Source organism: Kitasatospora sp. NPDC057518 (assembly GCF_042802075.1).
Taxonomy (GTDB): domain Bacteria; phylum Actinomycetota; class Actinomycetes; order Streptomycetales; family Streptomycetaceae; genus Kitasatospora.
In genome coordinates this window covers 1-24,566 of record NZ_JBHVEU010000043.1, presented here as the reverse complement: position 1 = coordinate 24,566, position 24,566 = coordinate 1, and the positions used below count along the sequence as shown (strand labels likewise).

General features: G+C 73.6%; 21 protein-coding genes and 1 pseudogene. 15 read left to right on the top strand and 7 right to left on the bottom strand.

All coding sequences use genetic code 11. The features are described from left to right. Positions 1–18 precede the first annotated feature (18 nt). From ACFU7Z_RS07075 to rny, 6 genes are all read left to right on the top strand, one after another. Positions 19–609: a GNAT family N-acetyltransferase gene (locus tag ACFU7Z_RS07075; protein ID WP_380776745.1), complete on the top strand. Its 591-nt coding sequence runs from the start codon at positions 19–21 to the stop codon at positions 607–609. Next, positions 606–800: a DUF3046 domain-containing protein gene (locus tag ACFU7Z_RS07070; RefSeq protein ID WP_117489691.1), complete on the top strand. Its 195-nt coding sequence runs from the start codon at positions 606–608 to the stop codon at positions 798–800. The genes ACFU7Z_RS07075 and ACFU7Z_RS07070 overlap by 4 nt, the downstream gene beginning before the upstream one ends. 118 nt (positions 801–918) lie before the next feature. Next, positions 919–2,064 (top strand): AI-2E family transporter, encoded by a 1,146-nt coding sequence (locus ACFU7Z_RS07065; RefSeq protein ID WP_117489693.1) that lies wholly within the window; start codon positions 919–921, stop codon positions 2,062–2,064. A 195-nt stretch (positions 2,065–2,259) separates the two neighbouring features. Next, entirely contained in the window at positions 2,260–3,372 is a 1,113-nt protein-coding gene (gene recA, locus ACFU7Z_RS07060; protein ID WP_049659177.1) for a recombinase RecA, read from the top strand. Positions 3,373–3,376: 4 nt separating this feature from the next. Then, entirely contained in the window at positions 3,377–4,429 is a 1,053-nt protein-coding gene (gene recX / locus ACFU7Z_RS07055; RefSeq protein WP_380776739.1) for a recombination regulator RecX, read from the top strand. Between the two features lie 133 nt (positions 4,430–4,562). Then, entirely contained in the window at positions 4,563–6,032 is a 1,470-nt protein-coding gene (gene rny, locus ACFU7Z_RS07050; RefSeq protein ID WP_375877269.1) for a ribonuclease Y, read from the top strand. 28 nt (positions 6,033–6,060) lie between these two features. Here the strand turns inward: rny and ACFU7Z_RS07045 are convergent, their stop codons facing one another. From ACFU7Z_RS07045 to ACFU7Z_RS07025, 5 genes are all read right to left on the bottom strand, one after another. Continuing rightward, positions 6,061–7,776 carry an FAD-dependent monooxygenase gene (locus ACFU7Z_RS07045; protein ID WP_380740142.1) on the bottom strand — a complete coding sequence of 572 codons (1,716 nt, stop codon included), beginning with the start codon at positions 7,774–7,776 and terminating at the stop codon, positions 6,061–6,063. A gap of 122 nt (positions 7,777–7,898) precedes the next feature. Beyond that, positions 7,899–8,747, bottom strand: coding sequence for an amino acid ABC transporter permease (locus ACFU7Z_RS07040; RefSeq protein WP_074005696.1), 849 nt, complete (start codon positions 8,745–8,747; stop codon positions 7,899–7,901). Beyond that, positions 8,744–9,394, bottom strand: a complete 651-nt coding sequence (locus tag ACFU7Z_RS07035; RefSeq protein WP_049655583.1) for an amino acid ABC transporter permease — start codon at positions 9,392–9,394, stop codon at positions 8,744–8,746. Before ACFU7Z_RS07035 ends, ACFU7Z_RS07040 begins: the two co-directional genes overlap by 4 nt. 53 nt (positions 9,395–9,447) lie before the next feature. Next, positions 9,448–10,356: a glutamate ABC transporter substrate-binding protein gene (locus tag ACFU7Z_RS07030; RefSeq protein WP_074005695.1), complete on the bottom strand. Its 909-nt coding sequence runs from the start codon at positions 10,354–10,356 to the stop codon at positions 9,448–9,450. A gap of 121 nt (positions 10,357–10,477) precedes the next feature. Next, complete coding sequence (locus ACFU7Z_RS07025; protein WP_049655580.1) at positions 10,478–11,251, bottom strand: amino acid ABC transporter ATP-binding protein; 774 nt, start codon at positions 11,249–11,251, stop codon at positions 10,478–10,480. A 391-nt stretch (positions 11,252–11,642) separates the two neighbouring features. On the opposite strand from ACFU7Z_RS07025, the gene ACFU7Z_RS07020 reads away from it, so the two are divergent. Beyond that, positions 11,643–12,416, top strand: coding sequence for a response regulator transcription factor (locus ACFU7Z_RS07020; RefSeq protein ID WP_380776737.1), 774 nt, complete (start codon positions 11,643–11,645; stop codon positions 12,414–12,416). 6 nt (positions 12,417–12,422) lie between these two features. Then, a complete protein-coding gene (locus ACFU7Z_RS07015; protein WP_049655577.1) occupies positions 12,423–13,856 on the top strand; it encodes a HAMP domain-containing sensor histidine kinase in 1,434 nt (477 codons plus the stop codon). Between the two features lie 15 nt (positions 13,857–13,871). Here the strand turns inward: ACFU7Z_RS07015 and ACFU7Z_RS07010 are convergent, their stop codons facing one another. Beyond that, a complete protein-coding gene (locus tag ACFU7Z_RS07010) occupies positions 13,872–14,891 on the bottom strand; it encodes a TAXI family TRAP transporter solute-binding subunit (RefSeq protein WP_074005693.1) in 1,020 nt (339 codons plus the stop codon). A 95-nt stretch (positions 14,892–14,986) separates the two neighbouring features. On the opposite strand from ACFU7Z_RS07010, the gene miaB reads away from it, so the two are divergent. Both miaB and ACFU7Z_RS07000 read left to right on the top strand, forming a co-directional pair. Continuing rightward, positions 14,987–16,489, top strand: coding sequence for a tRNA (N6-isopentenyl adenosine(37)-C2)-methylthiotransferase MiaB (gene miaB / locus ACFU7Z_RS07005; protein WP_255357448.1), 1,503 nt, complete (start codon positions 14,987–14,989; stop codon positions 16,487–16,489). A gap of 78 nt (positions 16,490–16,567) precedes the next feature. Further along, a complete protein-coding gene (locus tag ACFU7Z_RS07000) occupies positions 16,568–17,266 on the top strand; it encodes a class III extradiol dioxygenase subunit B-like domain-containing protein (RefSeq protein WP_117489707.1) in 699 nt (232 codons plus the stop codon). Between the two features lie 25 nt (positions 17,267–17,291). Here ACFU7Z_RS07000 and ACFU7Z_RS06995 read toward each other — a convergent pair whose 3' ends face one another. Then, positions 17,292–17,561 (bottom strand): antitoxin, encoded by a 270-nt coding sequence (locus ACFU7Z_RS06995; protein WP_241853171.1) that lies wholly within the window; start codon positions 17,559–17,561, stop codon positions 17,292–17,294. A gap of 163 nt (positions 17,562–17,724) precedes the next feature. On the opposite strand from ACFU7Z_RS06995, the pseudogene miaA reads away from it, so the two are divergent. The 5 genes and pseudogenes from miaA to hflX form a co-directional block, all read left to right on the top strand. Further along, positions 17,725–18,648 (top strand): annotated as a pseudogene (gene miaA, locus ACFU7Z_RS06990) (tRNA (adenosine(37)-N6)-dimethylallyltransferase MiaA); the annotation flags it as partial. A 249-nt stretch (positions 18,649–18,897) separates the two neighbouring features. Further along, a complete protein-coding gene (locus ACFU7Z_RS06985; RefSeq protein WP_049658893.1) occupies positions 18,898–19,410 on the top strand; it encodes a hypothetical protein in 513 nt (170 codons plus the stop codon). A gap of 32 nt (positions 19,411–19,442) precedes the next feature. Beyond that, positions 19,443–20,348, top strand: coding sequence for a diaminopimelate epimerase (gene dapF, locus ACFU7Z_RS06980; RefSeq protein WP_380776735.1), 906 nt, complete (start codon positions 19,443–19,445; stop codon positions 20,346–20,348). 259 nt (positions 20,349–20,607) lie between these two features. After that, positions 20,608–22,785, top strand: a complete 2,178-nt coding sequence (locus ACFU7Z_RS06975; protein WP_380776733.1) for a RelA/SpoT family protein — start codon at positions 20,608–20,610, stop codon at positions 22,783–22,785. 237 nt (positions 22,786–23,022) lie between these two features. Further along, positions 23,023–24,525, top strand: coding sequence for a GTPase HflX (gene hflX / locus ACFU7Z_RS06970; protein WP_049658942.1), 1,503 nt, complete (start codon positions 23,023–23,025; stop codon positions 24,523–24,525). The last annotated feature ends 41 nt before the right edge of the window (positions 24,526–24,566 follow it).

Here is a 24,566-nt window from a genome sequence, read left to right as displayed (position 1 = left end):
GGGGGTGAGGATCGGGGCATGGGTGATTCGGGTGCGGCCGTGTTCCTGACGACCGAGCGGCTGGTGCTGCGGCGCTTCACGACGGCGGACGCGGACCGGCTCGTGGAACTGGACGGGGACCCTGCGGTGATGCGCTTCCTCACCGGGGGGAAGCCGAGTCCGCGGGAGTGGGTCGAGGGCGAGCTGCTGCCGCGCTACCTGGAGCACTACCGGCGCTACGGCGACCTCGGCTGGTGGGCGGCCGAGGAGCGGGCGGGCGGGGCGTTCCTGGGGTGGTTCGAGTTCCAGCCGACGCGGGAGGGGGAGCGCGGGGAGGTCGAGCTCGGGTACCGCTTGCGGCAGGCCGCGTGGGGGTGCGGCTACGCGACGGAGGGGGCGCGGGCGCTGGTCCGGCTCGGGTTCGCGGAGCTGGGGGTGGAGCGGGTGGTGGCGTACACCATGGCGGTGAACGCGGGCTCGCGGCGGGTGATGGAGAAGAGCGGGCTGTCGTACGTCCGCACGTTCCACGAGGACTACCCGGAGATGATCCCGGGCAGCGAGCACGGCGAGGTCGAGTACGCGCTGACGGCCGGGGAGTGGCGGGCCCGGTCCGGGATACTTGGGGCATGAGGCTGACGGAGTTCTGGCGACGGATGTACGCGCACTTCGGGGAGGCGTACGCGGAGTCGTTCGCGACCGACCACGTGATGAGCGAGCTGGGCGGGCGGACGGTGCGGCAGGCGCTGGAGGCGGGCTGGGAGGCCAAGGAGGTCTGGCGGGTGGTCTGCGACACCCAGGGCGTCTCCGGGGTGCTGCGCTGACTGCCGGCCCCCCGGGGGCATGGGACAGACTGTTCGGGTGACAAATAGCGCGGAACAGAAGAATTCGGACCGGGACGCCGAGGGCGCTCCGGCGGGTGGGGGTCTGTGGGGCGGCGGGATGCCGCGTTGGCTGCCGCGGGCGATGGTGCTGTTCCTGGTGCTGGTGGGGGCCTTCCAGCTCGCGGACTGGGCGTTCCGGCAGCTGATCGACCTGTTCGTGATGCTGCTGGTGTCGTTCTTCCTGTCGCTGGCGCTGGAGCCGGCCGTGGACCGGATGGCCGCGCGGGGGGTGCGCCGGGGGGTCGGGACCTTCCTGGTGTTCGTGGCGGTCGGGATCGCGGTGGTGGGCTTCCTCGCCGCGCTCGGCACCCTGCTGGTCGACCAGGTGGCGAAGCTCGCGGGGGACCTGCCGCACCTGGTCGACAACCTGATCGACTGGATCAACCGGACCTTCCACCAGGACCTCTCGCTGGGCGAGTTGCAGAATCGATTGCTCAAGGATTCCGGCACCATCGAGACCTACGTCCAGCAGGCCGCCGACAACGCCTGGGGCGTCTCGTCCACCGTGATCGGCGGGCTCTTCAAGGCCTTCACGGTCGGGCTGTTCACCTTCTACTTCACCGCCGAGGGCCCGCGGGTGCGCCGGACTGTCTGTTCGATGCTGCCGCCCGCCAAGCAGGCCGAGGTGCTGCGGGCCTGGGAGATCGCGCTCGCCAAGACCGGCGGCTACCTGTACTCCCGGGCGCTGCTCGCGGTGGTGTCGGCCGCCGGGCACTGGGTGATGTTCGAACTGCTCGGCCTGCCGTACGCGGCGGCGCTGGCGGTCTGGGTCGGCGTCATGTCGCAGTTCGTGCCGACCCTCGGGACGTACCTGGCCGGGACGCTGCCGGTGCTGGTGGCGCTGACGGTGAAGCCCGTGGACGCGCTCTGGGTGCTGGTCTTCGTCGTGGTGTACCAGCAGATCGAGAACTACCTGCTGCAGCCGAGGATCACCGCGCGGACGGTGGACGTGCACCCGGCGGTGGCCTTCGGCTCGGTGATCGCGGGCGCGGCGCTGCTCGGCGCGGTCGGCGCGGTGATCGCGATCCCGGCGGCGGCGACGCTCCAGGGCTTCGTGGGGACGTACGTGCGGCGGTACGAGGTGGCCACCGACCCGCGGATCGACCGGGGCGAGCAGCGGCGGGCCCGGCGGGAGCTGCGCCGGGAGGCGGCCCGGCGGCTGCGCCGGATGGTCGGCGGGGACGGGGCGAGGCGCGGGGAGTGACCCGGGGCGCCGCTCCCGGGGTGTCCCCGGGGGCGGCGGGGCCCGGACGTGCGACGCTTGAATCGAACAGATGTTCTTTGTACTCTCCGGCGTGGAGTTTTCCACAGGCGGAGCCCGGCCGGGCCCGTTTGTCAGTGGGACGCGCTAGCGTCGAGGACGATGAAGCGCACAGCACAGAACCCGAGGGAAAAAGCCATGGCAGGTACGGATCGCGAGAAGGCCCTTGAGACCGCGCTCGCCCAGATCGAGCGGCAGTTCGGCAAGGGCTCGGTGATGCGCCTCGGCGAGAAGGCCAACGAGCCGGTCGAGGTGATCTCCACCGGGTCCACCGCCCTGGACGTCGCCCTCGGGGTCGGCGGCATCCCGCGTGGCCGCGTGGTCGAGATCTACGGCCCCGAGTCCTCCGGCAAGACCACCCTGACCCTGCACCTGGCCGCCAACGCCCAGAAGGCCGGCGGCACGGTCGCGTTCGTCGACGCGGAGCACGCGCTCGACCCGGAGTACGCCAAGAAGCTCGGCGTGGACACCGACGCCCTGCTGGTCAGCCAGCCGGACACCGGTGAGCAGGCGCTGGAGATCACCGACATGCTGATCCGCTCCGGCGCGATCGACCTGGTGATCATCGACTCGGTCGCGGCGCTCGTGCCGCGCGCCGAGATCGAGGGCGAGATGGGCGACTCGCACGTCGGTCTGCAGGCCCGGCTGATGAGCCAGGCGCTGCGCAAGATCGCCGGTGCGCTGAACCAGTCGAACACCACCGCGATCTTCATCAACCAGCTGCGCGAGAAGATCGGCGTGATGTTCGGTTCGCCGGAGACCACGACCGGTGGCCGGGCGCTGAAGTTCTACGCCTCGGTCCGCCTCGACATCCGCCGGATCGAGACCCTGAAGGACGGCACCGAGGCGGTCGGCAACCGCACCCGCGTCAAGGTGGTCAAGAACAAGGTCGCCGCGCCGTTCAAGCAGGCCGAGTTCGACATCCTCTACGGCGTGGGCATCAGCCGCGAGGGCGGCCTGATCGACATGGGCGTGGAGCACGGCTTCATCCGCAAGTCGGGCGCCTGGTACACCTACGAGGGCGACCAGCTCGGCCAGGGCAAGGAGAACGCCCGCAACTTCCTGCGGGACAACCCGCAGCTCGCCGACGAGATCGAGCGGAAGATCAAGGGCAAGCTCGGCATCGGCCCGAAGGTGGAGGAGCCGGCCGAGGAGAGTGCCGAGGCCGCCGCCGACGGCGCGGCCAAGCCGATCACCGCGACCGCCACCAAGACGGCCGCGGCGAAGAAGACGGCGGCGGCCAAGGCCTGAGCCGTTGACGCAGTACGACACGGTGGGCGGCGGCCCGGCGGGCCCGGAGGACGACGACTACGGGCCGCCGGACTGGTTCGCCGCGGTCGCGGAGGAGCCCGAGCACGGGCCGCCGGACTGGTTCGCAGCCGTCGCGGAGGAGCCCGAGCCGGTGGCCGCGAAGCCCCGGGCCTCGCGCTCCCGGGGCGGCCGTCCGTCCACCGCGCAGTGGGCATCCGGCGCCGAGCCGGAGTTCGACCTGGCTCCGACCCGGGCGGTGCGCGGCGCGGCGCCCGGGCCGGAGCCGGCGGAAACCCCGGTCGAGGCGCTCGGCCTGGTCTCCGCCTCCGAGCTGCCCACCGGCCGCCGGCGGCGGCGCTCGGCCCTGGAGGCCGAGCAAACCGAAGCGGCCGGACCCGCTTCGACACCGACGGCCGTGGAGAGCGGCCGCGGCGGCGGCGAGGCGGCCGGTCACGGGGGTGTGGCCGCCTCGGCCTCCCGTCGCGGCGGGCGCCGGGGCCGCTCCGCCACCGGGCTGCCCGGGGAGGAGGGCTCCGGCCGTACCTCCCGGAAGCAGGCCGAGGAGTCGGCCGACCCGGAGACCCGCGCCCGGGACATCTGCCTGCGGCTGCTGACCGGCGCCGCCAAGACCCGCAAGCAGCTCGCCGACGCCCTGCGCAAGCGGGAGATCCCGGAGGAGGCCGCCGACGCGGTGCTCACCCGGCTCGAAGAGGTCGGGCTGATCGACGACGCGGCCTTCGCCGCGGCCTGGGTGGAGTCCCGGCACGCCGTCCGGGGCCTGTCCCGGCGGGCGCTGGCCCAGGAGCTGCGCACCAAGGGCGTCGCCGCCGACCTGGTCGAGCAGGCCGTCGCCCAGCTCGACCACGACGACGAGACGGACGCGGCCAGGGCGCTGGTCGAGCGCAAGCTGCGGTCCACCCGGGGGCTGGACACCCAGGTGCGCACCCGGCGGCTGGTCGGGATGCTGGCCCGGCGCGGCTACTCCGAAGGACTGGCGTTCCGGGTGGTGCGCAGCGCGCTGGAAGAGGAGTGGAGTGAACCGTCGGGTCGGGAGTAGTGGCAGTTCTGTAGGTGTCTTGGAGTGGACCAGGTCAACTCTTGACCCTCCCGTGACCCCCACCTAGCCTCGCCTTCAGTGCCCGGGGCGCCTCCGGACGGCGGCGCGCGCGGCGACGGGGGAGTGGGCGGGAATGGGGATCTCGGCGGGCACCGGCCCGGGCGGCTCACTGGTGCCGGTCGCCGGATCGGCCGCACTCCTGCTGCTGGTGGTCGTGGCCGCCGCCGGGCTGGCGATCAGGCGGCTCCGGGCGGCCCGGCGCGGTGCGCTGGCCGAGGCCGAGCAGGCCCGCCGGTGGGCCGAGGAGCAGTCCGCCCGCCAGCGGACCGAACTGGCCCGCCGCGAGGAGGACATGGCCGAGGAGCTGCGCAGGCTGCGCCGCCGGGAGGACGAACTGGCCGAGCGCTCCGCCGAGGTGGAGCAGTCCCGGGGCGAGGCCGAAGCGCTGGTCGCCCGGCGGGCGGCGGCGTTGGAGCGGGCCGCCGGGCTCTCCGCCGAGCAGGCCCGCGCCGAACTCCTGCGGGAGGCCGAGGACTCGGCCCGGCGGGAGGCCGCGGTCACCGTCCGGGAGATCGAGCGCGAGGCCCGGGAGGAGGGCGAGCGCCGGGCCCGGGACATCGTCGCCGGGGCGGTCCAGCGGCTAGCGACGGAGCAGACCGCGGAGAGCGCCGTCACCGTCCTGCGGCTGCCGAACGAGGACATGAAGGGCCGGATCATCGGCCGCGAGGGCCGCAACATCCGCGCCTTCGAGGCGGTCACCGGCGTGAACCTGATCGTCGACGACACCCCCGAGTCGGTGCAGCTGTCCTGCTTCGACCCGGTCCGCCGGGAGACCGCCCGGCTCACCCTGGAGCAGCTGGTCGAGGACGGCCGGATCCACCCGACCCGGATCGAGAGCCTGTACGAGCGCAGCCGCGAGGAGGTCGGGCAGAGCTGCGTCCGGGCCGGCGAGGACGCCCTGCTGGAGGCCCGGGTCGACGGGGTGCACCCCGAACTCGTCCGCACCCTGGGCTCGTTGCGCTACCGGGCGTCGTACGGGCAGAACGTGCTCGGGCACCTGCTGGAGTCCGCGCACCTGGCCGGGATGATGGCCGCCGAGCTCGGGGTGGACCCGGAGCCGGTGCGGCGCGCGGCGCTGCTGCACGACATCGGCAAGGCGCTCACCCACGAGTCGGAGGGCAGCCACGCCGCGGTCGGCGCGGAGCTCGCCCGGCGGTACGGGGAGTCCGCCGAGGTGGTGCACGCGATCGCCGCCCACCACAACGAGGTCGATCCGCGCACCGTGACGGCCGTGCTGACCCAGGCCGCGGACGGCTGCTCGGGCGGCCGGCCGGGCGCGCGCAAGGAGTCGCTGGAGCTGTACGTCCGGCGGCTGGCGCGGCTGGAGGAGATCGCGCGTTCGCACGAGGGCGTGGCCGAGGTGTTCGCGATGCAGGCCGGCCGCGAGGTGCGGGTGATGGTCCGTCCGGACGCGGTGGACGATCTCGGTGCGGAGCTGATCGCCCGTGAGGTCGCCCGCCAGGTCTCCACCGAGCTGACGTACCCGGGCCAGATCCGGGTGACGGTGGTCCGCGAGAGCCGGGCCACGGCGGTGGCCGGCTGAGGCCGTGGCCCGCCGCGGCCCGGAGGCCTCAGCTCGGGGAGTCCACCTGCTGGGGCGACGGCTGCTCGGCCGGGTCGGGGGCCGGGCCGAGCGTGGCCGGGCCGCCGCGGGCGCGGTCGGCGAGGGCGAGCAGGTCCTCGGCGACGGCCCCCTGGGTGGTGCCGACCAGGTGGCCGTCCGGGCGGATCAGCAGGACGGTGTGCGGCCCGGCGCCCGGGTAGTCCTCGGTGACCAGCACCTCGGCGGGGACGGGCAGCGCGGCGGCGACCTCGGCGAGGCGGGGCATCAGGCCGGCGCCGAGCCAGTGCTCGGAGGACCAGACGGCGGTGCCGGGGGCGACCAGCAGCAGCAGGAAGGTGGTGCCGAGCCGGGCGTGCAGGTGGTCGGGGGTGCCGTCGTCGGCGAGCACCGGCAGGTCCGGGACGAGTACGCCGGGGGCGGTGGCGGGCAGCAGCTCGCTGAGCGAGGTGGTGCCGCGCGCGCCGCGCTGCACCGGGACCCGGGCCGGGACGCCGGAGGGCGCCGCCGGGTAGGCGGGCGCGCCGCCGAACCGGCCGGTGCCGAGCTGGCCGTCGGCGAGCAGCGGGGCGTGCTTGCGGAAGCCGCCGACCAGCAGCGAGCGCCGGGTCTGCTGCCAGCCGCGCAGCGGGCGCAGCAGCGGCATGGACTGGTCGACCGCGCGCAGCCGGGCGCCGACCGCCCCGCGCCGCTCGGCCTCGTAGCCGTCCAGCAGGGAGCCGCCGGGCTGCGGGCCGCCGGAGTGGAGGTGCCAGGCGAGGGCGAGCCGCCAGGCGAGGTTGTCGGCGTCGCGCAGCCCGTCCGCGAGGTTCTGCATGCCGAGCGCGCCGTGCAAGTGGGCGGCGTCGCCGGCCAGGAAGCAGCGGCCGCTGCGGAAGCGGGCGGCGAGCCGCTGCTGGGCGGTGTGGTCGGCGGCGGCCAGCAGTTCGAAGCGGGGCAGTTCGCCGCACCAGCCGGTGAGGGTGGAGGTGACCCGGGTGAGCAGGGTGTCGCCGGTGACGATGCCGGGCCAGGTGGCGTGCGGGTCGACGGTCTCGGTGGCGGCGGGGCGGCCGGGGGGCAGCCGCCAGTCGAGCCGCCAGACGCCGTCCGGCAGCGGACGGGCGGAGGCCTCGCGGTCGCCCCGCCACGGGGGCTCGCGGTGCAGCCGGGCGCCGTCGAAGGGCAGGTCGACCCGGACGGTGGCGATGGCGTTGCGGTCGACCGCCGGGCGGCCGGGGAAGCGGATCTTCAGGAGCTTGCGGACGGTGGATCTGGCGCCGTCGCAGCCGACCAGGTGGCTGCCGCGCCACCAGGTGGTGGAGCCGTCCTGGGTGCCCGTGGTGCGGAGGCTGACGCCGTCCCGGTCCTGTTCGAGTTCGACGACCCGGTTGAGCGGGACCAGCCTGATCAGCGGGGTGCCGGTCAGGGCGTCGCGCAGCCCGCGCTGGAGGCGGTGCTGGGGCAGGTGGTAGGTGGGCGAGTCGGTGAGGTCGATCCGCAGCACCTCCTGGCGGCGGCGCCAGACGGCGAAGGAGTCCCACAGCGCGGAGTCCGAGACGGCCCGCGGGTAGCCGATCCGGGTCAGGAAGGCGGCGGTGTCGGCGCCGAGGACGAGGCTGCGCGGGCCTTCCGGGCAGAGGCCGGAGCCCTCGTCCAGGACGATGGTGGGGACCTCGTGCCGGGCCAGGGCGAGGGCCAGGGCCAGACCGACCGGTCCGGCCCCGACCACGATCACCGGGTCCATGAGGGAACCTCCGGGCACGAACCGGCCGATCGGCCGGCGTCAGTTACCGCTGCCGCATATGCCGCGTGGATGCTCCCGGGAGGTGTCACGAAGAGCAATGCAACAGTTCGCCTGCGTGTCCGTCAAGCAGAAGTCGAAGTGCGCCGGTTCGCGCCGCGACGGCCGCGTGCTTCGATCCAGCGTGCGAGCGCGGTCAACAGGAGGCACATCGCGATGTAGATCGGTCCGATCACCAGCACCACGGGGATGTAGGGGAAGCCCGCGGCGTTCATCGGCTGGCTGGCGATCTTCTTGCCGATGAACAGCAGCTCCTGGTAGGTGATGATCAGACCGAGCGAGGTGTCCTTGAGGGTGACGACCAGCTGGCCGATCATCGAGGGCAGCATCGAACGGACGGCCTGCGGCACCAGGATCGACGTCATCACCTGGGTCTTGCGCATGCCGAGCCCGTACGCCGCCTCGCCCTGGCCGCGCGGGACGGCGTTGACGCCGCTGCGGATGATCTCGGCCTGGACCGCCCCGTTGTAGAGGGTGAGGCCGAGCACCAGCGCCCACATCGACTCCTTGGCGAAGAAGGCGTAGTAGAGCCCGACGATCAGGATCAGCAGCGGCATCGCCCGGAAGAACTGGGTGAAGGCCGTGCAGAACCAGCGGACCGGTTTGTGGTCGGAGAGCTGACCGGCCGCCAGCAGGGCGCCCAGGGCGAGCGAGAAGACCGCCGCCAGCCCGAAGGCCTTCAGGGTGGCCAGCAGGCCGTCCAGGATCATCTGCTGGACGAAGTTGTACTGGAACGGGTCCCACAGGTCGGGGTCGAACTGGCCGTTGTCGTTCAGCGCGGTGAAGACGTACCAGAGGAGACCGGCGATGCCGAGCACCGAGAGGACGCCGAACGCGCGGTACCGGGTGCGGGCCTTCGGGCCGGGGGCGTCGTAGAGGACGCTGGCCGAAGCCTGGCGGTTCAGAACACTCATCGGGCCACCGCCAGTCGGGATTCCAGGAAGCGGAAGAACGTGGCGATCGTCGCGCTGATCAGCAGGTAGGCGCAGGCCACCCAGAAGAAGATGGCGAAGATCGAGAAGCCGCGCTCGGAGAAGGTCTGCTGGGCGCTGTACAGCTCGGAGACGCTGAACGCGCCGGCGATCGCCGAGTTCCTGGGCAGGGCGATGAACACGCTGCTCATCGGGCCCAGGACGGTCCGGGCGGCCTGCGGCAGGACGACCAGGGTGAGGGTCTGGCCGAAGGACATGCCCAGGCTGCGGGCGGCCTCCGCCTGGCCGAGCGGCACGGTGTTGATGCCGGAGCGGATCACCTCGCAGACGAACGAGGCGGTGTACCCGCCGAGCGCCAGCACCGCGAACACCAGGTGGCTGAAGTGCACGCCCAGCGGCGGCAGGCCGAAGGTGACGGCGAAGAACAGCAGGGTCAGCGGGGTGTTGCGGAAGAGCGTGACCCAGGCGGTGCCGAAGGCGCGCAGGACCGGCACCGGGGAGACCCGGAAGGCCGCCAGCAGGGTGCCCAGCAGCAGGGCGAGCAGAGCGCTGAGCGCGCTCACCTCGATCGTCTGTAGGAAGCCGTCGCGGAACAACGCGAAGTTGTCGTCCTCGAACAGGAACCCCATCCGGCGGCCCTCCTCTCAGTTCATGGTCGGGAAGTCGACGTACGGCGGGCGGGTCAGTAGCGCTCGAGGGCCGGGACGTCCGGCGCGGCGGAGCCGGAGGCGCCCAGGGTCGCGTCGTAGGCCTTCTTCCAGTCGCCGTTGTCCTCGTGGGCCTTGAGGGCGTCGCTGATGGCGTCGCGCAGCGCCTTGTCGTCCTTGTTGAGGCCGACGCCGTAGTTCTCCTTGGTGAACGGCTTGCCGACCACCTTGAGCTTGGGGGCGTACTTGGAGGCGTAGCCCTTGAGGATCGCGTCGTCGGTGGTGACCGCGTCGACCTCGCCGGACATCAGCTTCTCGACGCAGGCCGAGTAGGTGTCGAACTGCGTGACCTTCGGGTTGTACTGCTGGATGTTCTTGATCGAGGTCGAGCCGGTGGCGGTGCAGACGTTCTTGCCGCCGGTGCTCTCCGCGCCGGTGATCGTGGTGTTGTCGGCCTTCACCAGCAGGTCCTGGCCGGCGATGTAGTACGGGCCGGCGAAGGAGACGCTCTTCTTGCGCTCGTCGTTGATGCTGTAGGTGCCGACGTAGAAGTCGATCTGGCCCTTGGCGATGGCCGGCTCGCGCTGCGAGGAGACCAGGGTCTGCCACTTGATCTGCTGCGGGGTGAAGCCGAGGTCGGCGGCGATCATCTTGGCGATCTCGATGTCGAAGCCGCTGCGGTCGCCGCTGGCGACGTCCTCCCAGCCGAGGTTCGGCTGGTCGGCCTTGGCGCCGATGATCAGCTGGCCGCGCTTCCTGGCCTCGGCGAGGACCGCGGAGTCGACCTTGACGTCGGTCTTGACCGTGTAGGTCGGCAGCGCCGGGGCGGCGCTGCCGCCGCTGCTCGCGGCGGTGGTGCCGGGGGTGCCGTCCTTGCCGCAGGCGGCGGTGGCGGTGAGCGCGACGGCACAGAGCGCGACGGCGAGGGTGCGGGACGTCCTCATGAGGGTTCTCCTGGGGGTGGGCCGCGGTGTCAACCGGGCTCTGGCGTCTGGAAGGCGTTGCACGGCGGGACCGGCCGGCACCGGTGACGAAGCCGGGGGCGGCCCCGCCGGTCTCGAAGCGTCAGTGGTGGAGGATCTTCGAGAGGAAGTCCTTGGCGCGGTCGGAGCGCGGTGCGGTGAAGAAGGCGTCCGGGGTGTTCTGCTCGACGATCTTCCCGTCGGCCATGAACAGCACCCGGTTGGCGGCGGAGCGCGCGAAGCCCATCTCGTGGGTGACCACGACCATCGTCATGCCGTCCGCGGCCAGTTGGCGCATGACCTCCAGCACCTCGTTGACCATCTCCGGGTCCAGCGCCGAGGTGGGCTCGTCGAAGAGCATCACCTTGGGCTTCATCGCCAGCGCCCGGGCGATCGCCACGCGCTGCTGCTGGCCGCCGGAGAGCTGGGCCGGGAACTTGTCCGCCTGCGCGCCGACGCCGACCCGCTCCAGCAGCTCCCGGGCGGTCTTCTCGGCCTGCGGGCGGGGCACCTTGCGCACCTTCACCTGGCCGATGACCACGTTCTCCAGCACGGTCTTGTGCGCGAACAGGTTGAAGCTCTGGAACACCATGCCGACCTCGGCGCGCAGCCGGGCCAGCTCCTTGCCCTCGTCGGGCAGCGGCCGGCCGTCGATGGTGATCGTGCCGGAGTCGATCGTCTCCAGCCGGTTGATCGTCCGGCAGAGCGTCGACTTGCCCGATCCGGACGGGCCGATCAGTACGACCACCTCGCCCTGGGCGATCCTGAGGTCGATGTCCTGCAGCACGTGCAGCGCGCCGTAGTGCTTGTTGACCTTGCTCAGCACGACCAGGGGGGCGGCTGCGGTGGTTGAGTCCTCGACCGGGCTCTCGGTCATCGCGCCTGCTCCCTCTGTCGTCGAATAACGCCTGCCCGAGAAGTCTCAACTCCCTTGGGAGGCAGTGGTGGTGCGAATCCGGGGGCCGCGGCCGGCGGAGCCGCAGCCCCCGGTGGGCCGACCTTAGGAGCCGTGACCGTTCGCCGTCAGCCGATCTGAGCGGAACTTGAGGATCACGAAACGGCCACGCGTCGCCCACGCGCTGTTCGCGCGGGCGCCGACGGGGCATGTCACAGCGGGAATCCGCTCCGGTGCTCCCCGTCCCCCACGGGCCCGGTGCGCGGTCGAACCTGGCGTCGGGCCGTTCACTGGCTCATACTGCGCAGGACCGGGACTTGACCGATCGGCCCGGTGATCACTGGTGATCAGGTGGGGGAAGGAGGAGAACAGGATGCGACTTCTGCTCGTCGAGGACGACGAACGCGTGGCCGCCGCGCTGGTCGCGGTGCTGGGCCGGCACGGCTTCCAGGTCCGGCACGCCCGCAGCGGGCACGAGGCGCTGGACGCCCTGGTGCCGGACGGCAACGAGCCGTACCGCGTGGTGCTGCTCGACCTCGGGCTGCCCGACCGCGACGGCTTCGAGGTGTGCAGCCGGATCAGGGCCGGCAGCGGCGTCCCGGTGATCATGGTCACCGCCCGCGCCGACGTCCGCTCCCGGATCCACGGCCTCAACCTGGGCGCCGACGACTACGTCACCAAGCCGTACGACATGGGCGAGCTGCTCGCCCGCATCCACGCCGTGGCCCGCCGCGGCGCCGCCCCCGCCGCGGTGCCGGTGCCCGCGCCCGACACCGTGCCGCAGCAGCGCGGCCCGCTGGAGTCCCGCGGCATCCGGATCGACCGGGAGCGCCGCCGGGTCAGCGTGGACGGCCGCGACGTGCCGCTCACCCGCAAGGAGTTCGACCTGCTCGCGCTGCTCGCCCAGAGCCCGGGCGTGGTCTACCGGCGCGAGCAGATCTTCAGCGAGGTCTGGCGCAGCGGCTGGGAGGGCAACGGGCGCACCCTGGAGGTGCACATCGGCTCGCTGCGCAACAAGCTGGCGCTGCCCGGCCTGGTCGAGGCCGTGCGCGGGGTCGGCTACCGGCTGATCCCCGACTGTCCGGGGCCGGCCGCCCCCGCCCCGTCGGCCCCCGCCCCGTCCGCCCCCGCTCCCGCGGAGCACTGACCGCACGTGCGCACCCGCCTGCTCGGCATCCTGATCGCCCTCATGCTCTGCGTCCTGGCCGCCCTGGGGCTGCCGCTCGCGGCGGCGGTCGCGGCGGCCGAGCAGACCAAGGTCGTCGTCGACCGGCTCGACGACGCCGCCCGCCTCGCCCAGGACCTGCCCACCTCCGGCGCCGCCGACTCCGCCCGCAAGGGCGAACCGGAACCCGCCCCGGGCGACCTCAGCCGACAGCGCGCGATCCTCTCCGAGGTCCGCCGCTACCACGACCTGTACGGCGTCCGGCTGGGCATCTTCCAGCGCGACGGGGTGGCGATCGCCGCCGCCCCGGGCGACTGGCGGGTGCCCGGCGAGGGCTGGGGCGCCCAGGCCTTCCAGGAGGCGCTGGACGGGCGGCGCAGCCACAACCCGCCGCAGGTCTGGCCGTGGACGCCGGACCGGACGATCATCGTCGCCGCCCCGGTGGTGCGCGACGGCGACGTGGTCGCGGTGGTGCTGAGCGAGTCCCCGACCGAGGCGCTGCGCACCCGGGTGCTGCACAAGTGGCTGGTGATCGTCGCGGGCGAGGCCGCCGCGATGATCGTCGCCGTGCTGCTCGCCGTCCGGCTCACCGAGTGGGTGCTGCGCCCGGTGCGCACCCTGGACCGGGCCACCCACGACATCGCCACCGGCCGGATGGCCGCCCGGGTCGCCCCCGGCGGCGGACCGCCCGAACTCCAGCGGCTGGCCCGCTCGTTCAACGAGATGGCGGACCACGTGGTGCTCGCCATGGACCAGCAGAAGGCCTTCGTCGCGGACGCCTCGCACCAGCTGCGCAACCCGCTGTCGGCCCTGCTGCTGCGGGTCGAGCTGCTCGGCCTGGAACTGCCCGAGGGCCACGAGGAGGAGCTCAGCGGCGTACGGGAGGAGGGCGTCCGGCTGGCCCGGGTGCTGGACGACCTGCTCGGGCTGGCCACCGCCGAGCACGCCCGCCCCGAACCGGAGCGCACCGACCTCGCCGAGCTCACCCTGGCCCGGGTCGACGCCTGGCGGCCGGCGGCCGAGCAGCGCGGGATCACGCTGCGCTGGGACGGCCCGGCGCTGGCGATCGGGATGGCCGACCCGATCGGCTTCGGCTCGGCCCTGGACGCCGTGGTCGACAACGCGCTCAAGTTCGGCCCGCCCGGCAGCGAGGTGCGGCTGCGGGTCGCGGTGCGCCGGGACGAGGTCGCGGTGACCGTCACCGACGCCGGGCCCGGCCTCACCGAGGACGAGCTGTCCCGGGCCGGGGACCGGTTCTGGCGCAGCCCGCGGCACCAGAACGTGGACGGTTCGGGGCTCGGGCTGTCCATCGCCCGCACCCTGCTGGCGGCCGGCGGCGGCACGCTCGGCTTCGCGCCGGTCAAGCCGACCGGGCTCGCGGTGACGCTGGCGGTGCCCCGGCCGGAGAAGCCGGAGAAGTAGCCGCCGGGGCGGGGCCTACGGCTTCACCGAGCGGTAGTAGCGCGCCGCGCCGGTGTGCAGCGGGAGCGGGTCGGTGTAGACGGCGGTGCGCAGGTCGACCAGCTGGGCCGCGTGCACCTGGGCGCCGATCTGGTCCCGGCTGTCGATCACCGCGCGGGTCATGCCCTCGACCAGGCCCGGGTCCACGTCGTCCCGGGTGATCAGCAGGTTGGGCACGGCCACCGTGGCGACCGCGTCCTTCGGTTCGGCGTTCGGGTAGGTGCCCTTGGGCATGGTGGCCGCCCGGTAGGCGTCGGTGCCGCCACCCTCGGCCTTGTGCAGGGCCTCGGCGAGGTCGCTCAGCGGCACGATCCGGATCCGGACGTGCTCGGAGAGGTCGGTGAGCGCGCTGGTGGGCAGGCCGCCGGACCAGAAGAAGGCGTCCAGGGTGCCCGCGCGCAGGTCGTCGGCGGCCTCGCCGACGCCCTTCGACACCGGGACGATGTCATGGTCCGGGTCCAGCCCGGCGGCGGTCAGCAGCCGCCTGGTCACCAGGTTCACCCCGGACTGCGGCAGCCCGACGCCGACCTTCAGGCCCTTGAGGTCGGCGGTGCGCCGCACCGGGGAGGAGGCCGGGACGACCAGCTGCAGGTAGTCGTCGTACAGCCGGGCGATCGCCCGCAGCTTCTCCTTGCCGGGCTCGTGGTAGTCGGCGACCGCGTCGGCGGTGGCGATCGCGAAGGTGTCCCGGCCGTCGATCACCCGGCCGATGTTGTCGACCGAGCCCTCGGAGTTGTCCAGGGCCAGCCGCACCCCCGGCATCGCCCGCGAGACGTGGCCCTGGAGCAGCTGCCCGTACCGGTCGTAGACGCCGCGCTGCACCCCGGTGGCGAAGCGGACCTCGCCGCGCGGGTACCCGGGCGAGCGGCCCGCCGACAGCCACCAGCCGCCGAACCCGGCCACCAGCAGCACCAGCACCAGCACCGTCCGCCACAACGGGCTGCGGGCTGCGGCACGGACGGCGGCGCCGGGACGGTACGGAGTGGTGGGGGTCATGCAGGGATACTGCCAGGCGCTCCGGCCGAACGGGAGGGGAACGGGTGGTGGAAGCTCCGGGAAAAGCCCTTCGCCGCTGCCCGTACCCTGGTCTGGTGAGCGGTGAGAGCGGATTGAAGAGCTACAAGGTCGTCACGCACGGCTGTCAGATGAACGTCCACGACTCCGAGCGGCTGTCCGGCCTGCTGGAGGACGCGGGGTACGTCAAGGCCGGGCCCGAGGGCGACCCGGACCTGGTGGTGTTCAACACCTGCGCGGTGCGCGAGAACGCCGACAACAAGCTGTACGGCAACCTCGGCCAGCTCGCGCCGGTCAAGACCCGCCACAAGGGCATGCAGATCGCCGTCGGCGGCTGCCTGGCCCAGAAGGACCGCGAGACCATCGTCAAGCGCGCCCCCTGGGTCGACGTGGTCTTCGGCACCCACAACATCGGCCACCTGCCGGCGCTGCTGGAGCGGGCCGCGGTCGAGCGCAAGGCCCAGGTCGAGATCCTGGAGTCGCTGGAGACCTTCCCCTCCACCCTGCCGACCCGCCGCGAATCCGCGTACGCCGCCTGGGTCGCCATCTCGGTCGGCTGCAACAACACCTGCACCTTCTGCATCGTCCCCGCGCTGCGCGGCAAGGAGGAGGACCGCCGCCCCGGCGACGTCCTCGCCGAGATCGAGGCGCTGGTGGGCGAGGGCGTCATCGAGGTGACCCTGCTCGGCCAGAACGTCAACGCCTACGGCTCCGACCTGGGCGACCGCGAGGCCTTCTCCAAGCTGCTGCGCGCCGCCGGCCAGATCGAGGGCCTGGAGCGGATCCGCTTCACCTCGCCGCACCCGCGCGACTTCACCGACGACGTGATCGCCGCGATGGCCGAGACCCCGAACGTGATGCACCAGCTGCACATGCCGCTGCAGTCCGGCTCGGACCGCGTCCTCAAGGCGATGCGCCGCTCCTACCGGCAGGAGCGTTTCCTCGGGATCATCCGGAAGGTCCGCGAGGCGATGCCCGACGCGGCGATCTCCACCGACATCATCGTGGGCTTCCCCGGCGAGACCGAGGAGGACTTCGAGGAGACCATGCACGTCGTCCGCGAGGCCCGCTTCACCAACGCCTTCACCTTCCAGTACTCCAAGCGCCCCGGCACCCCCGCCGCGGAGATGGCGGACCAGGTGCCGAAGGAGGTCGTGCAGGCCCGCTACGACCGGCTGATCGCCCTCCAGGAGGAGATCTCCTGGGAGGAGAACAAGAAGCAGGTCGGGCGGACCCTGGAGATCCTGGTCGCCGAGGGCGAGGGCAAGAAGGACGACCAGACCCGGCGGCTCTCCGGCCGCGCCCCCGACAACCGGCTCGTGCACTTCACGAAGCCGGAGGAGCCGGTGCGCCCCGGCGACACGGTGACCGTCGAGATCACCTACGCCGCCCCGCACCACCTGCTCGCCGAGGGCCCCGCGCTCGCGGTGCGCCGCACCCGGGCCGGCGACGCCTGGGAGAAGCGCCAGGCCGCGCCCGCCGCCAAGCCGGCCGGCGTGCTGCTCGGCCTGCCGAAGATCGGCGCCCCGGCGGAGCTGCCACTGGCCGCGCCGGCGGGCGGGGCCTGCTGCGGCGACTGACACCGTGCCCGGTACGGCGGCCTGACGGGAGGATCCACTCCCGCCGGGCCGCCGTCGTCGTTGGCTAGAGTGATCCGCATGCTGGTAGCCGCCGCCGTGTGCCCCTGTCCGCCGCTGCTCGTCCCCGAGGTCGCCGCCGGGGCCGCGCCCGAGCTGGACGGCCTGCGCGCGGCCTGCGACGAGGCGCTCGCGGCGCTGGTCGCGGCCGGACCGCAGCTGGTCGTGGTGGTCGGCACCGGGCCGGCGGCCGAGGTGTGGACCGAGGGCGGGGCCGGCTCCTTCCACCGCTACGGGGTGCCGCTGGTCGCCAAGCTGCCCGGCGAGCGGGTCGAGGGGCCGGAGCTGGCCCCCTCGCTGACCGTCGGCGCCTGGCTGCTGGAGCGTGCCGGGGTGGGCCTGCCCACGCACGCCTGCGCGGTGCCCGCCGACGCCCCCGCCGACCGGATGCTCGGCCTTGGCCAGGGCCTGGCCGGGCTCGCCGACCGGGTCGCCCTGCTGGTGCTCGGCGACGGCAGTGCCTGCCGCTCGGTGAAGGCGCCCGGCTACCTGGACGAGCGGGCCGAGGGCTTCGACACCGCGCTGGCCGCCGCCCTGGGCACGGCCGACCTGCCCGCCCTGGCCGCACTGGACCCGGGCCTGGCCGCCGAGCTCAAGGCCGACGGCCGGGCGCCCTGGCAGGTGCTGGCCGGCGCCGCGCAGGGCGCCGGCCTCACCGGGCGGCTGGGCTACCAGGACGCGCCGTACGGGGTCGGGTACTTCGTGGCGTCCTGGTCCTAGCAAGTCGGCGGGGCAGGCCTGCGGGTCAGGACCGCGGGGCCTGCGGGGGCTGCTCCTCGTCGCCCGGCTTCGGCTTGTGGGCGAAGTCGCCGACCGCGCCCTTGGCCTTGCCGGCGCCGTGCTCGATCTTGTCGCTGTACTTGCCCTTGGTCGCCTTGTCGATCGCGCCGCCGGCCTTGTCCACGGCCTTCTCGATCTGGTCGCTGTGCTTGCCGGCGAACTCGCTGGCCTTGTCCTTGAGCTCCTCGGCCTTGCCCTTGAGGTTGTCCATCAGACCCATGGCGATCTCCTTCATCCGCTGTTCCCCGCACAACGACCGGGCTCGGCAAAGCGTTCGCAAACCGGCCCAACCGGGGAAACGGCCGGAAAGTGTCCGGGAAACAGTCATATCCTCGCGCAGTCGCGGGCGGGTGGCAGCCCGGTCCGCGGGCGCCCGGCCGTTTTGCGAGACTGGAGCGGTGAGCAGCTCCCGTACCCCGCGCGTCATCTCGATCGTCGGCGCGACCGCCGCCGGCAAGTCCGACCTGGCCGTCGCCATCGCCCGCAGTCTCGACGGCGAGGTGATCAACACCGACTCGATGCAGCTGTACCGGGGCATGGACATCGGCACCGCCAAGCTCACGATGGAGGAGCGCGGGGGGGTGCCGCACCACCTGATGGACGTCTGGGACGTCACCGAGGCCGCCAGCGTCGCCGAGTACCAGCGGCTGGCCCGGGCCGAGATCGACCGGCTGCTCGCCGCCGGCCGCACGCCCGTCCTGGTCGGCGGCTCCGGGCTGTACGTCCGGGCGGCGATCGACGAGATGGAGTTCCCGGGCACCGACGCGGCGGTGCGGGCCCGGCTGGAGGCCGAGCTGGAGCAGGCCGGCCCGTACGCGCTGCACCGGCGGCTGGCCGAGCTGGACCCGGCGGCCGCCGAGGCGATCCTCACCGGCAACGGGCGGCGGATCGTCCGCGCCCTGGAGGTCATCGAGATCACCGGGCAGCCGTTCACCGCCAACCTGCCGAGCAACACCGCCGTCTACGAGGCGGTGCAGATCGGCGTCGCCGTGCCGCGCCCCGAGCTGGACGAGCGGATCGCGCTGCGGGTCGACCGGATGTGGGAGGCCGGACTGCTGGACGAGGTGCGGGAGCTGGAGAAGGTCGGACTGCGGGAGGGCAGGACCGCCTCCCGGGCGCTCGGCTACCAGCAGGTGCTCGACCACTTCGCCGGCGGGTGCACCGAGGACGAGGCCCGGGCCGAGACCGTCCGGGCCACCAAGCGCTTCGCCCGCCGCCAGGAGTCCTGGTTCCGCCGCGACGACCGGATCCACTGGCTCTCCCGGCCGGCCGGCACCGACCCCGTCGAGCTGCTGGAACGCTCCATGGAACTGATCGACCGTCAGGGAGTTCCGGCCGCGCAGGAAGGGTTTCCGGCCAATCCGGCGGTGCACCTGCGCGCGCAGGCGCCCGTGCAGGACGAACCGGCGGTCACGGGCCGATCACGTGATGGCCACGGATCACCCGTCGACCCCGGTCAGGCCCGGAACGCCCCTCTGGACATGCCATCATCGATGCCGTAGGGGTCGACCGAACGGGCCGGCCGTGCCCGGCCGCGAGTCCGCTCGTGTCGAACTGTCAGGGGAGGCCGTGTGTCGACGGGTACCGGCCCCGAATCCGGCCAGGGCGGGAGCGTCACCGTACCGGCCGAGGAGTTCGACGAGTCGACGATGGGCGACCTGCCCGTGCTGACCGGCCTGGAGGCGCCGACCTCCTACGCGGCCGCGGTGCCCGCCCTGGACACCCGCACCCCGCCCGGCGGCGCGGTGCACGAACGGGAGATCCGCCCGCTGCGCCGGCTGCGCTGGTGGCAGACGCTGCCGATCGCCCTGCTGGGCACCCTCGGCTCGCTGATGTTCGCCTTCCCGCTCGCCTTCGGCTCGGCCGGGGCGCGCGCCACCATGGTCGGGATGCTCGGGCTGCTGTTCACCGCCGCCTCGATGGGCTGGGGCGCGATGGCCGCCCGGCACGCCGGCTACACGTGGCCGGGGCTGCCGCGCCGGGGCTCCGGGCAGCGGGCCGGCTGGAAGGCGATCGCGGTCTACACCCTGATCGCGCTGGCCGCCTGCGCGCTCGCGGTCTGGCGGGTCGCCTACCTGCGCTGAGCGCCTCCCGGCGGCTCAGTACCATCGGAGGGGTGAGCGCATCCTCCCCCCAGCAGGTCGGCATCCCCTTCTTCAAGGGCCACGGCACCCAGAACGACTTCGTCATCGTCCCGGACCCGGACGGCGCGCTGGAGATCGGTCCCGAGACCGTCGCCGCGCTGTGCGACCGGCGGGCCGGCATCGGCGGGGACGGGCTGCTGCGCGTGGTGCGCGCCGCCGCCGACCCGGCCGCCGCGGCGATGGCCGACCGGGCCGAGTGGTTCATGGACTACCGCAACTCGGACGGCAGCATCGCCGAGATGTGCGGCAACGGCCTGCGGGTCTTCGCCCGCTTCCTGGTCGAGGCCGGACTGGCCGAGCCGGGCGAACTGGCCGTCGCCACCCGCTCCGGGGTGCTCACCGCGAAGGTCGCCGGGGCCGCCGCGGACGGCACGCCCGGCGACGTCACCATCGACATGGGCCGGGCCCGGCTGCCCGGGCCGGACGGCATCGAGGTCGCGGTCGGCGAGCGGCGCTGGCCGGCCCTGAACGTCAACATGGGCAACCCGCACGCGGTGGCCTTCGTGGAGAGCCTGGAGCACGCCGGGGACCTGTACACCGCGCCGCTCACCAGCCCGGCGGACGCCTACCCGGAGGGCGTCAACGTCGAGTTCGTGGTGGACCGCGGGCCGCGGCACGTCGCGATGCGGGTGCACGAGCGCGGCTCGGGCGAGACCCGCTCCTGCGGCACCGGCGCGTGCGCGGTGGCGGTGGCGGCCATCCGCCGGGACGGCGCCGACCCGGCGGTCACCGGCGAGGCGGTCTCGTACACCGTGGACGTGCTGGGCGGCCGGCTGGTCATCACCGAGCACCCGGACGGCCGGGTGGAGATGGCCGGTCCGGCGGTGATCGTGGCCGAGGGCCGGCTGGACGGGCGCTGGTGGGAGTCGGTGCGTTAGGGCCCGTCTCCGGTGGGGCTCGTCCTCGAACCCGCGTCCGCGGGGCGACAGGCCCGGGGGCCGGCAGCCCGGTTTGCCCAATTCGTTCGGTGATGAATCCCCCCGATCGGGTGATACCGGTCGCGGACGGGAATCAGGGCGTCGCGGAACGTGCTCTGCTCGGTAGCATGGACCACCGGGTCGATCACCCCATGGGGAGGGGTGTCGAGATCACCCCCTCGGACGGGGCGGCGCCCGGCGACCGTTGCCGGAGGTGCCGATGACCATCGAAGCCGGGCAGCCCCTGGGGCAGCCGACGACCGTACGGCAGGGAGGGGCCAGGCGGCCCCTCGGGGAGCTCGGCCTGGCCGCCCTCGGCCGGGCCGGGCGGGCCGCCCTGCTCGCCACCGGCCGGCCGCCCGTGCCGGACGCCCTGGAACCGCTCGTCCGGGTCCACCGCCGGCACCATCCGCAGGCCGACCTCGGCCTGCTCGCCCGGGCCTACCGGCTCGCCGAGGCCAGCCACCGCGGCCAGAAGCGCAAGAGCGGCGAGCCGTACATCACCCACCCGCTGGCCGTCACCATGATCCTGGCCCAACTCGGCGCCGGGACGACCACCCTGGTCGCCTCGCTGCTCCACGACACCGTCGAGGACACCGAGTTGACGCTGGACCAGGTGGGCGCCGGGTTCGGGCCCGAAGTCGCCTACCTGGTCGACGGGGTGACGAAGCTGGAGAAGGTCGACTTCGGGGCCGCCGCCGAGGCCGAGACCTTCCGCAAGATGCTGGTCGCCACCGGGGACGACGTCCGGGTGATGGTGATCAAGCTCGCCGACCGGCTGCACAACATGCGCACCATCCGGCACATGAAGCCGGCCAGCCAGGTGCGGATCGCCAAGGTCACCCGGGACGTGCTGATCCCGCTGGCCGAGCGGCTCGGCATCCAGGTGCTCAAGGCGGAGCTGGAGGACATCGTCTTCGCCACCCTGCACCCCGAGGAGCACGCCCGCACCCGCGCCCTGATGACCGGTCACGAGGCCGAGCCGGACACCCTGCTGGAGCCCTTCGCCCGGCAGCTGGCCCGCCAGCTGGCCGAGGGCGGGGTGGCCGCCGAGGTGACCGTCCGGCCCCGGCACTGCGTCTCGCTGCACCGGGTGCTGCTCCGGCGGGCCGCCGTGCCCGGGCCGGACGGCCGGCCGCAGGGGCCGCGGCCGGCCGACTTCGGGCGGCTGCTGGTGGTGGTCGAGGAGAACGCCGACTGCTACGCCGTGCTCGGCGAGCTGCACACCTGCTGGACGCCGCTGCCCGGGGAGTTCAAGGACTTCGTGGCCGCGCCCAAGTTCAACCTCTACCAGTCCCTGCACACCGCCGTGGCGCTGAGCGGCGGCGCGGTGGTCGAGGTGCTGGTCCGCACCCGGCGGATGCACGAGGTGGCCGAGACCGGGGTGGTCGCGCTCGGGGACCCGTCCCCGGCCGGCGCCGTCCAGGACGCCGACGAGCTGGACCGCACCGACCCGGCCCGCCCGGGCTGGCTCAGCCGGCTGCTGGAGTGGCAGCAGGAGACGCCAGACCCGGACGCCTTCTGGTCCGCGCTCACCGCCGACCTGGCCGGCGACCGCGAGATCACCGTGGTGACGGAGAGCGGCGAAACGCTTCAGCTGCGGGCCGGCGCCACCTGCGTGGACGCGGCCTACCTGCTCGGCGAGGAGACCGGCCACCGATGTATCGGCGCGCGGGTCAACGGGCGGCTCACCGCGCTGTCCACCGTGCTGGAGGACGGCGACCAGATCGCGGTGCTCACCGAGACCCTCCCGGCCGGCGGCGGACCGCCCTCCGGGCCCGCCCCCGAGTGGCTGGCGCACGCCCGCACCCCCGCCGCCCGGCTGGCCATCGAGCGCTGGCTGGCCGATCCCCCGGCCCGGCAGCCGGCGGTCCGCACCGGCCCGGCCGGCGGCCAGCCCGTCCCGCCCGGGCGCCCGGCCGCCGAGCGGCGGGCGGCCCCGGTCGCGGTGGCCGGCCGGCCCGGGGCGTCGGTCCGGCTGGCCCGCTGCTGCACCCCGGTGCCGCCGGACGAGGTGGCCGGCTACCCGATCCGCGGCGGCGCGGTCGCGGTGCACCGCACCGGCTGCCCGGCGGGGGAGCGGATGCGCGCGGACGGGCGGGCCGAGCTGGAGGTCCGCTGGCGGTCGGAGGGCGCGCCGGCCGCCGGGCACCGGGCCACCCTGCGGGCCGAGGCGCTGAACCGGCCCCGGCTGCTCGCCGACCTCACCGCGGCGATCTCCGGCGCGGGCGTCGGCATCGTCTCGGCCGAGGTCGAGCCGCCGCAGGAGTCCCGGGTCCGGCACACCTACACCGTCGAACTGCCCGAGCCGGCCGCGCTGCCCGGGCTGATGCGGGCGATGCTCAAGGTCTCCGGGGTGTACGACGTGAGCCGGCCGCAGGCCCCGGAGGGTTCGTAGGGGCCGCCGTCCCGGGGAAAATGGGGATGACCGGCCCGCGCCGGGCGTGCGACCATCATGGGGAATTCACGGCCGGTCCACGGCGTTCTCCGGGCACAGGAGCCCGGGGGCACCCGGGGACCTGAGGGGTAGCTCACCCCGCCCGGACGGTAGCCGGGGCGGCAGCTGGGCAGACTCCGTACGGGACCGCCACCGCGGTCCCCGAAGGCCACCCGTACCAGCCAGCCAAAGGACAGAATGACCTCCACGTTCGACACCCGCGACCACGCCGACGCTCCGCGCCGCCTCGACGGTCTGCGGGCGGAAGCCCTCATGGACGAGGACCTCGCGGCCATCGACGAGGACCGCGGCCACCACTACGACGGCGACCAGTACGACCGCAGCGAGCGAGCCGCCCTGCGCCGTGTCGCCGGCCTCTCCACCGAACTCGAGGACGTCACCGAGGTCGAGTACCGCCAGCTCCGCCTGGAGCGCGTGGTGCTCGTCGGCGTCTGGACGGACGGCACGCTGGAGGAGGCGGAGAACTCGATGGCCGAGCTCGCCGCGCTCGCCGAGACGGCCGGCTCCCAGGTGCTGGACGGCGTCATCCAGCGCCGTGACAAGCCCGACGCGGCCACCTACATCGGCTCCGGCAAGGCGAAGGAGCTGCGCGACATCGTCGCCGCCACCGGCGCCGACACCGTGGTCTGCGACGGTGAGCTCACCCCGGGCCAGCTGATCCACCTGGAGGACGTGGTCAAGGTCAAGGTCGTCGACCGGACGGCCCTGATCCTGGACATCTTCGCCCAGCACGCCAAGTCCCGGGAGGGCAAGGCGCAGGTCTCGCTCGCGCAGATGCAGTACATGCTGCCGCGGCTGCGCGGCTGGGGTCAGTCGCTGTCCCGGCAGATGGGTGGCGGTGGCTCCGGCTCCTCGGGCGGCGGCATGGCCACCCGCGGTCCCGGTGAGACCAAGATCGAGACCGACCGGCGCCGGATCCGCGAGAAGATGGCGAAGCTCCGCAAGGAGATCGCCGACATGAAGAAGGGCCGCGACACCAAGCGCCAGGAGCGCAGGCGCCACCAGGTGCCGTCCGTGGCCATCGCCGGGTACACCAACGCCGGCAAGTCCTCCCTGCTCAACCGGCTCACCGGCGCCGGCGTCCTGGTGGAGAACTCGCTGTTCGCCACCCTGGACCCGACGGTGCGCCGGGCCGAGACCCCGACCGGGCGGCTCTACACCCTGGCCGACACCGTCGGCTTCGTCCGGCACCTGCCGCACCACCTGGTCGAGGCCTTCCGCTCGACCATGGAGGAGGTCGCCGACGCGGACCTCATCCTGCACGTCGTGGACGGCTCGCACCCCGAGCCGGAGACGCAGCTGGCCGCCGTCCGCGAGGTCATCGTCTCGGTCGACGCGCAGAACGTGCCGGAGGTCGTGGTGATCAACAAGGCGGACGCCGCCGATCCGCACGTGCTCCAGCGCCTGCTGCGCCGCGAGCCGCACGCCATCGTGGTGTCGGCCCGCAGCGGCGCCGGCATCGAGGAGCTGCTGCGGCTGATCGACGACGAGCTGCCGCGTCCGGCGGTCGAGGTGCGGGCCCTGGTGCCCTACACCCAGGGCGCGCTGGTCTCCCGGGTGCACGCCGAGGGCGAGCTGCTCTCCACCGAGCACACCGGCGAGGGCACCCTGCTGCACGCCAAGGTGCCGGCCGAGCTGGCCGCCGAGCTGGAGTACTTCGCGGTGGCCCTGCAGGGCTGAGCCCGAAGCGCACGGAGGGGCCCCGGGACGGATCGCCGTCC

Coding starts and splice junctions, on each gene's coding strand:
- ACFU7Z_RS07040 (WP_074005696.1), bottom strand. CDS start 8,747: ATGAGTGTTCTGAACCGCCAGGCTTCGGCCAGCGTCCTCTACGACGCC.
- ACFU7Z_RS07020 (WP_380776737.1), top strand. CDS start 11,643: ATGCGACTTCTGCTCGTCGAGGACGACGAACGCGTGGCCGCCGCGCTG.
- ACFU7Z_RS07075 (WP_380776745.1), top strand. CDS start 19: ATGGGTGATTCGGGTGCGGCCGTGTTCCTGACGACCGAGCGGCTGGTG.
- ACFU7Z_RS07025 (WP_049655580.1), bottom strand. CDS start 11,251: ATGACCGAGAGCCCGGTCGAGGACTCAACCACCGCAGCCGCCCCCCTG.
- ACFU7Z_RS06975 (WP_380776733.1), top strand. CDS start 20,608: ATGACCATCGAAGCCGGGCAGCCCCTGGGGCAGCCGACGACCGTACGG.
- rny (WP_375877269.1), top strand. CDS start 4,563: ATGGGGATCTCGGCGGGCACCGGCCCGGGCGGCTCACTGGTGCCGGTC.
- ACFU7Z_RS06995 (WP_241853171.1), bottom strand. CDS start 17,561: ATGAAGGAGATCGCCATGGGTCTGATGGACAACCTCAAGGGCAAGGCC.
- hflX (WP_049658942.1), top strand. CDS start 23,023: ATGACCTCCACGTTCGACACCCGCGACCACGCCGACGCTCCGCGCCGC.
- ACFU7Z_RS07070 (WP_117489691.1), top strand. CDS start 606: ATGAGGCTGACGGAGTTCTGGCGACGGATGTACGCGCACTTCGGGGAG.
- ACFU7Z_RS07030 (WP_074005695.1), bottom strand. CDS start 10,356: ATGAGGACGTCCCGCACCCTCGCCGTCGCGCTCTGTGCCGTCGCGCTC.
- ACFU7Z_RS07010 (WP_074005693.1), bottom strand. CDS start 14,891: ATGACCCCCACCACTCCGTACCGTCCCGGCGCCGCCGTCCGTGCCGCA.
- ACFU7Z_RS07000 (WP_117489707.1), top strand. CDS start 16,568: ATGCTGGTAGCCGCCGCCGTGTGCCCCTGTCCGCCGCTGCTCGTCCCC.
- recA (WP_049659177.1), top strand. CDS start 2,260: ATGGCAGGTACGGATCGCGAGAAGGCCCTTGAGACCGCGCTCGCCCAG.
- ACFU7Z_RS07035 (WP_049655583.1), bottom strand. CDS start 9,394: ATGGGGTTCCTGTTCGAGGACGACAACTTCGCGTTGTTCCGCGACGGC.
- ACFU7Z_RS07065 (WP_117489693.1), top strand. CDS start 919: ATGCCGCGTTGGCTGCCGCGGGCGATGGTGCTGTTCCTGGTGCTGGTG.
- ACFU7Z_RS07045 (WP_380740142.1), bottom strand. CDS start 7,776: ATGGACCCGGTGATCGTGGTCGGGGCCGGACCGGTCGGTCTGGCCCTG.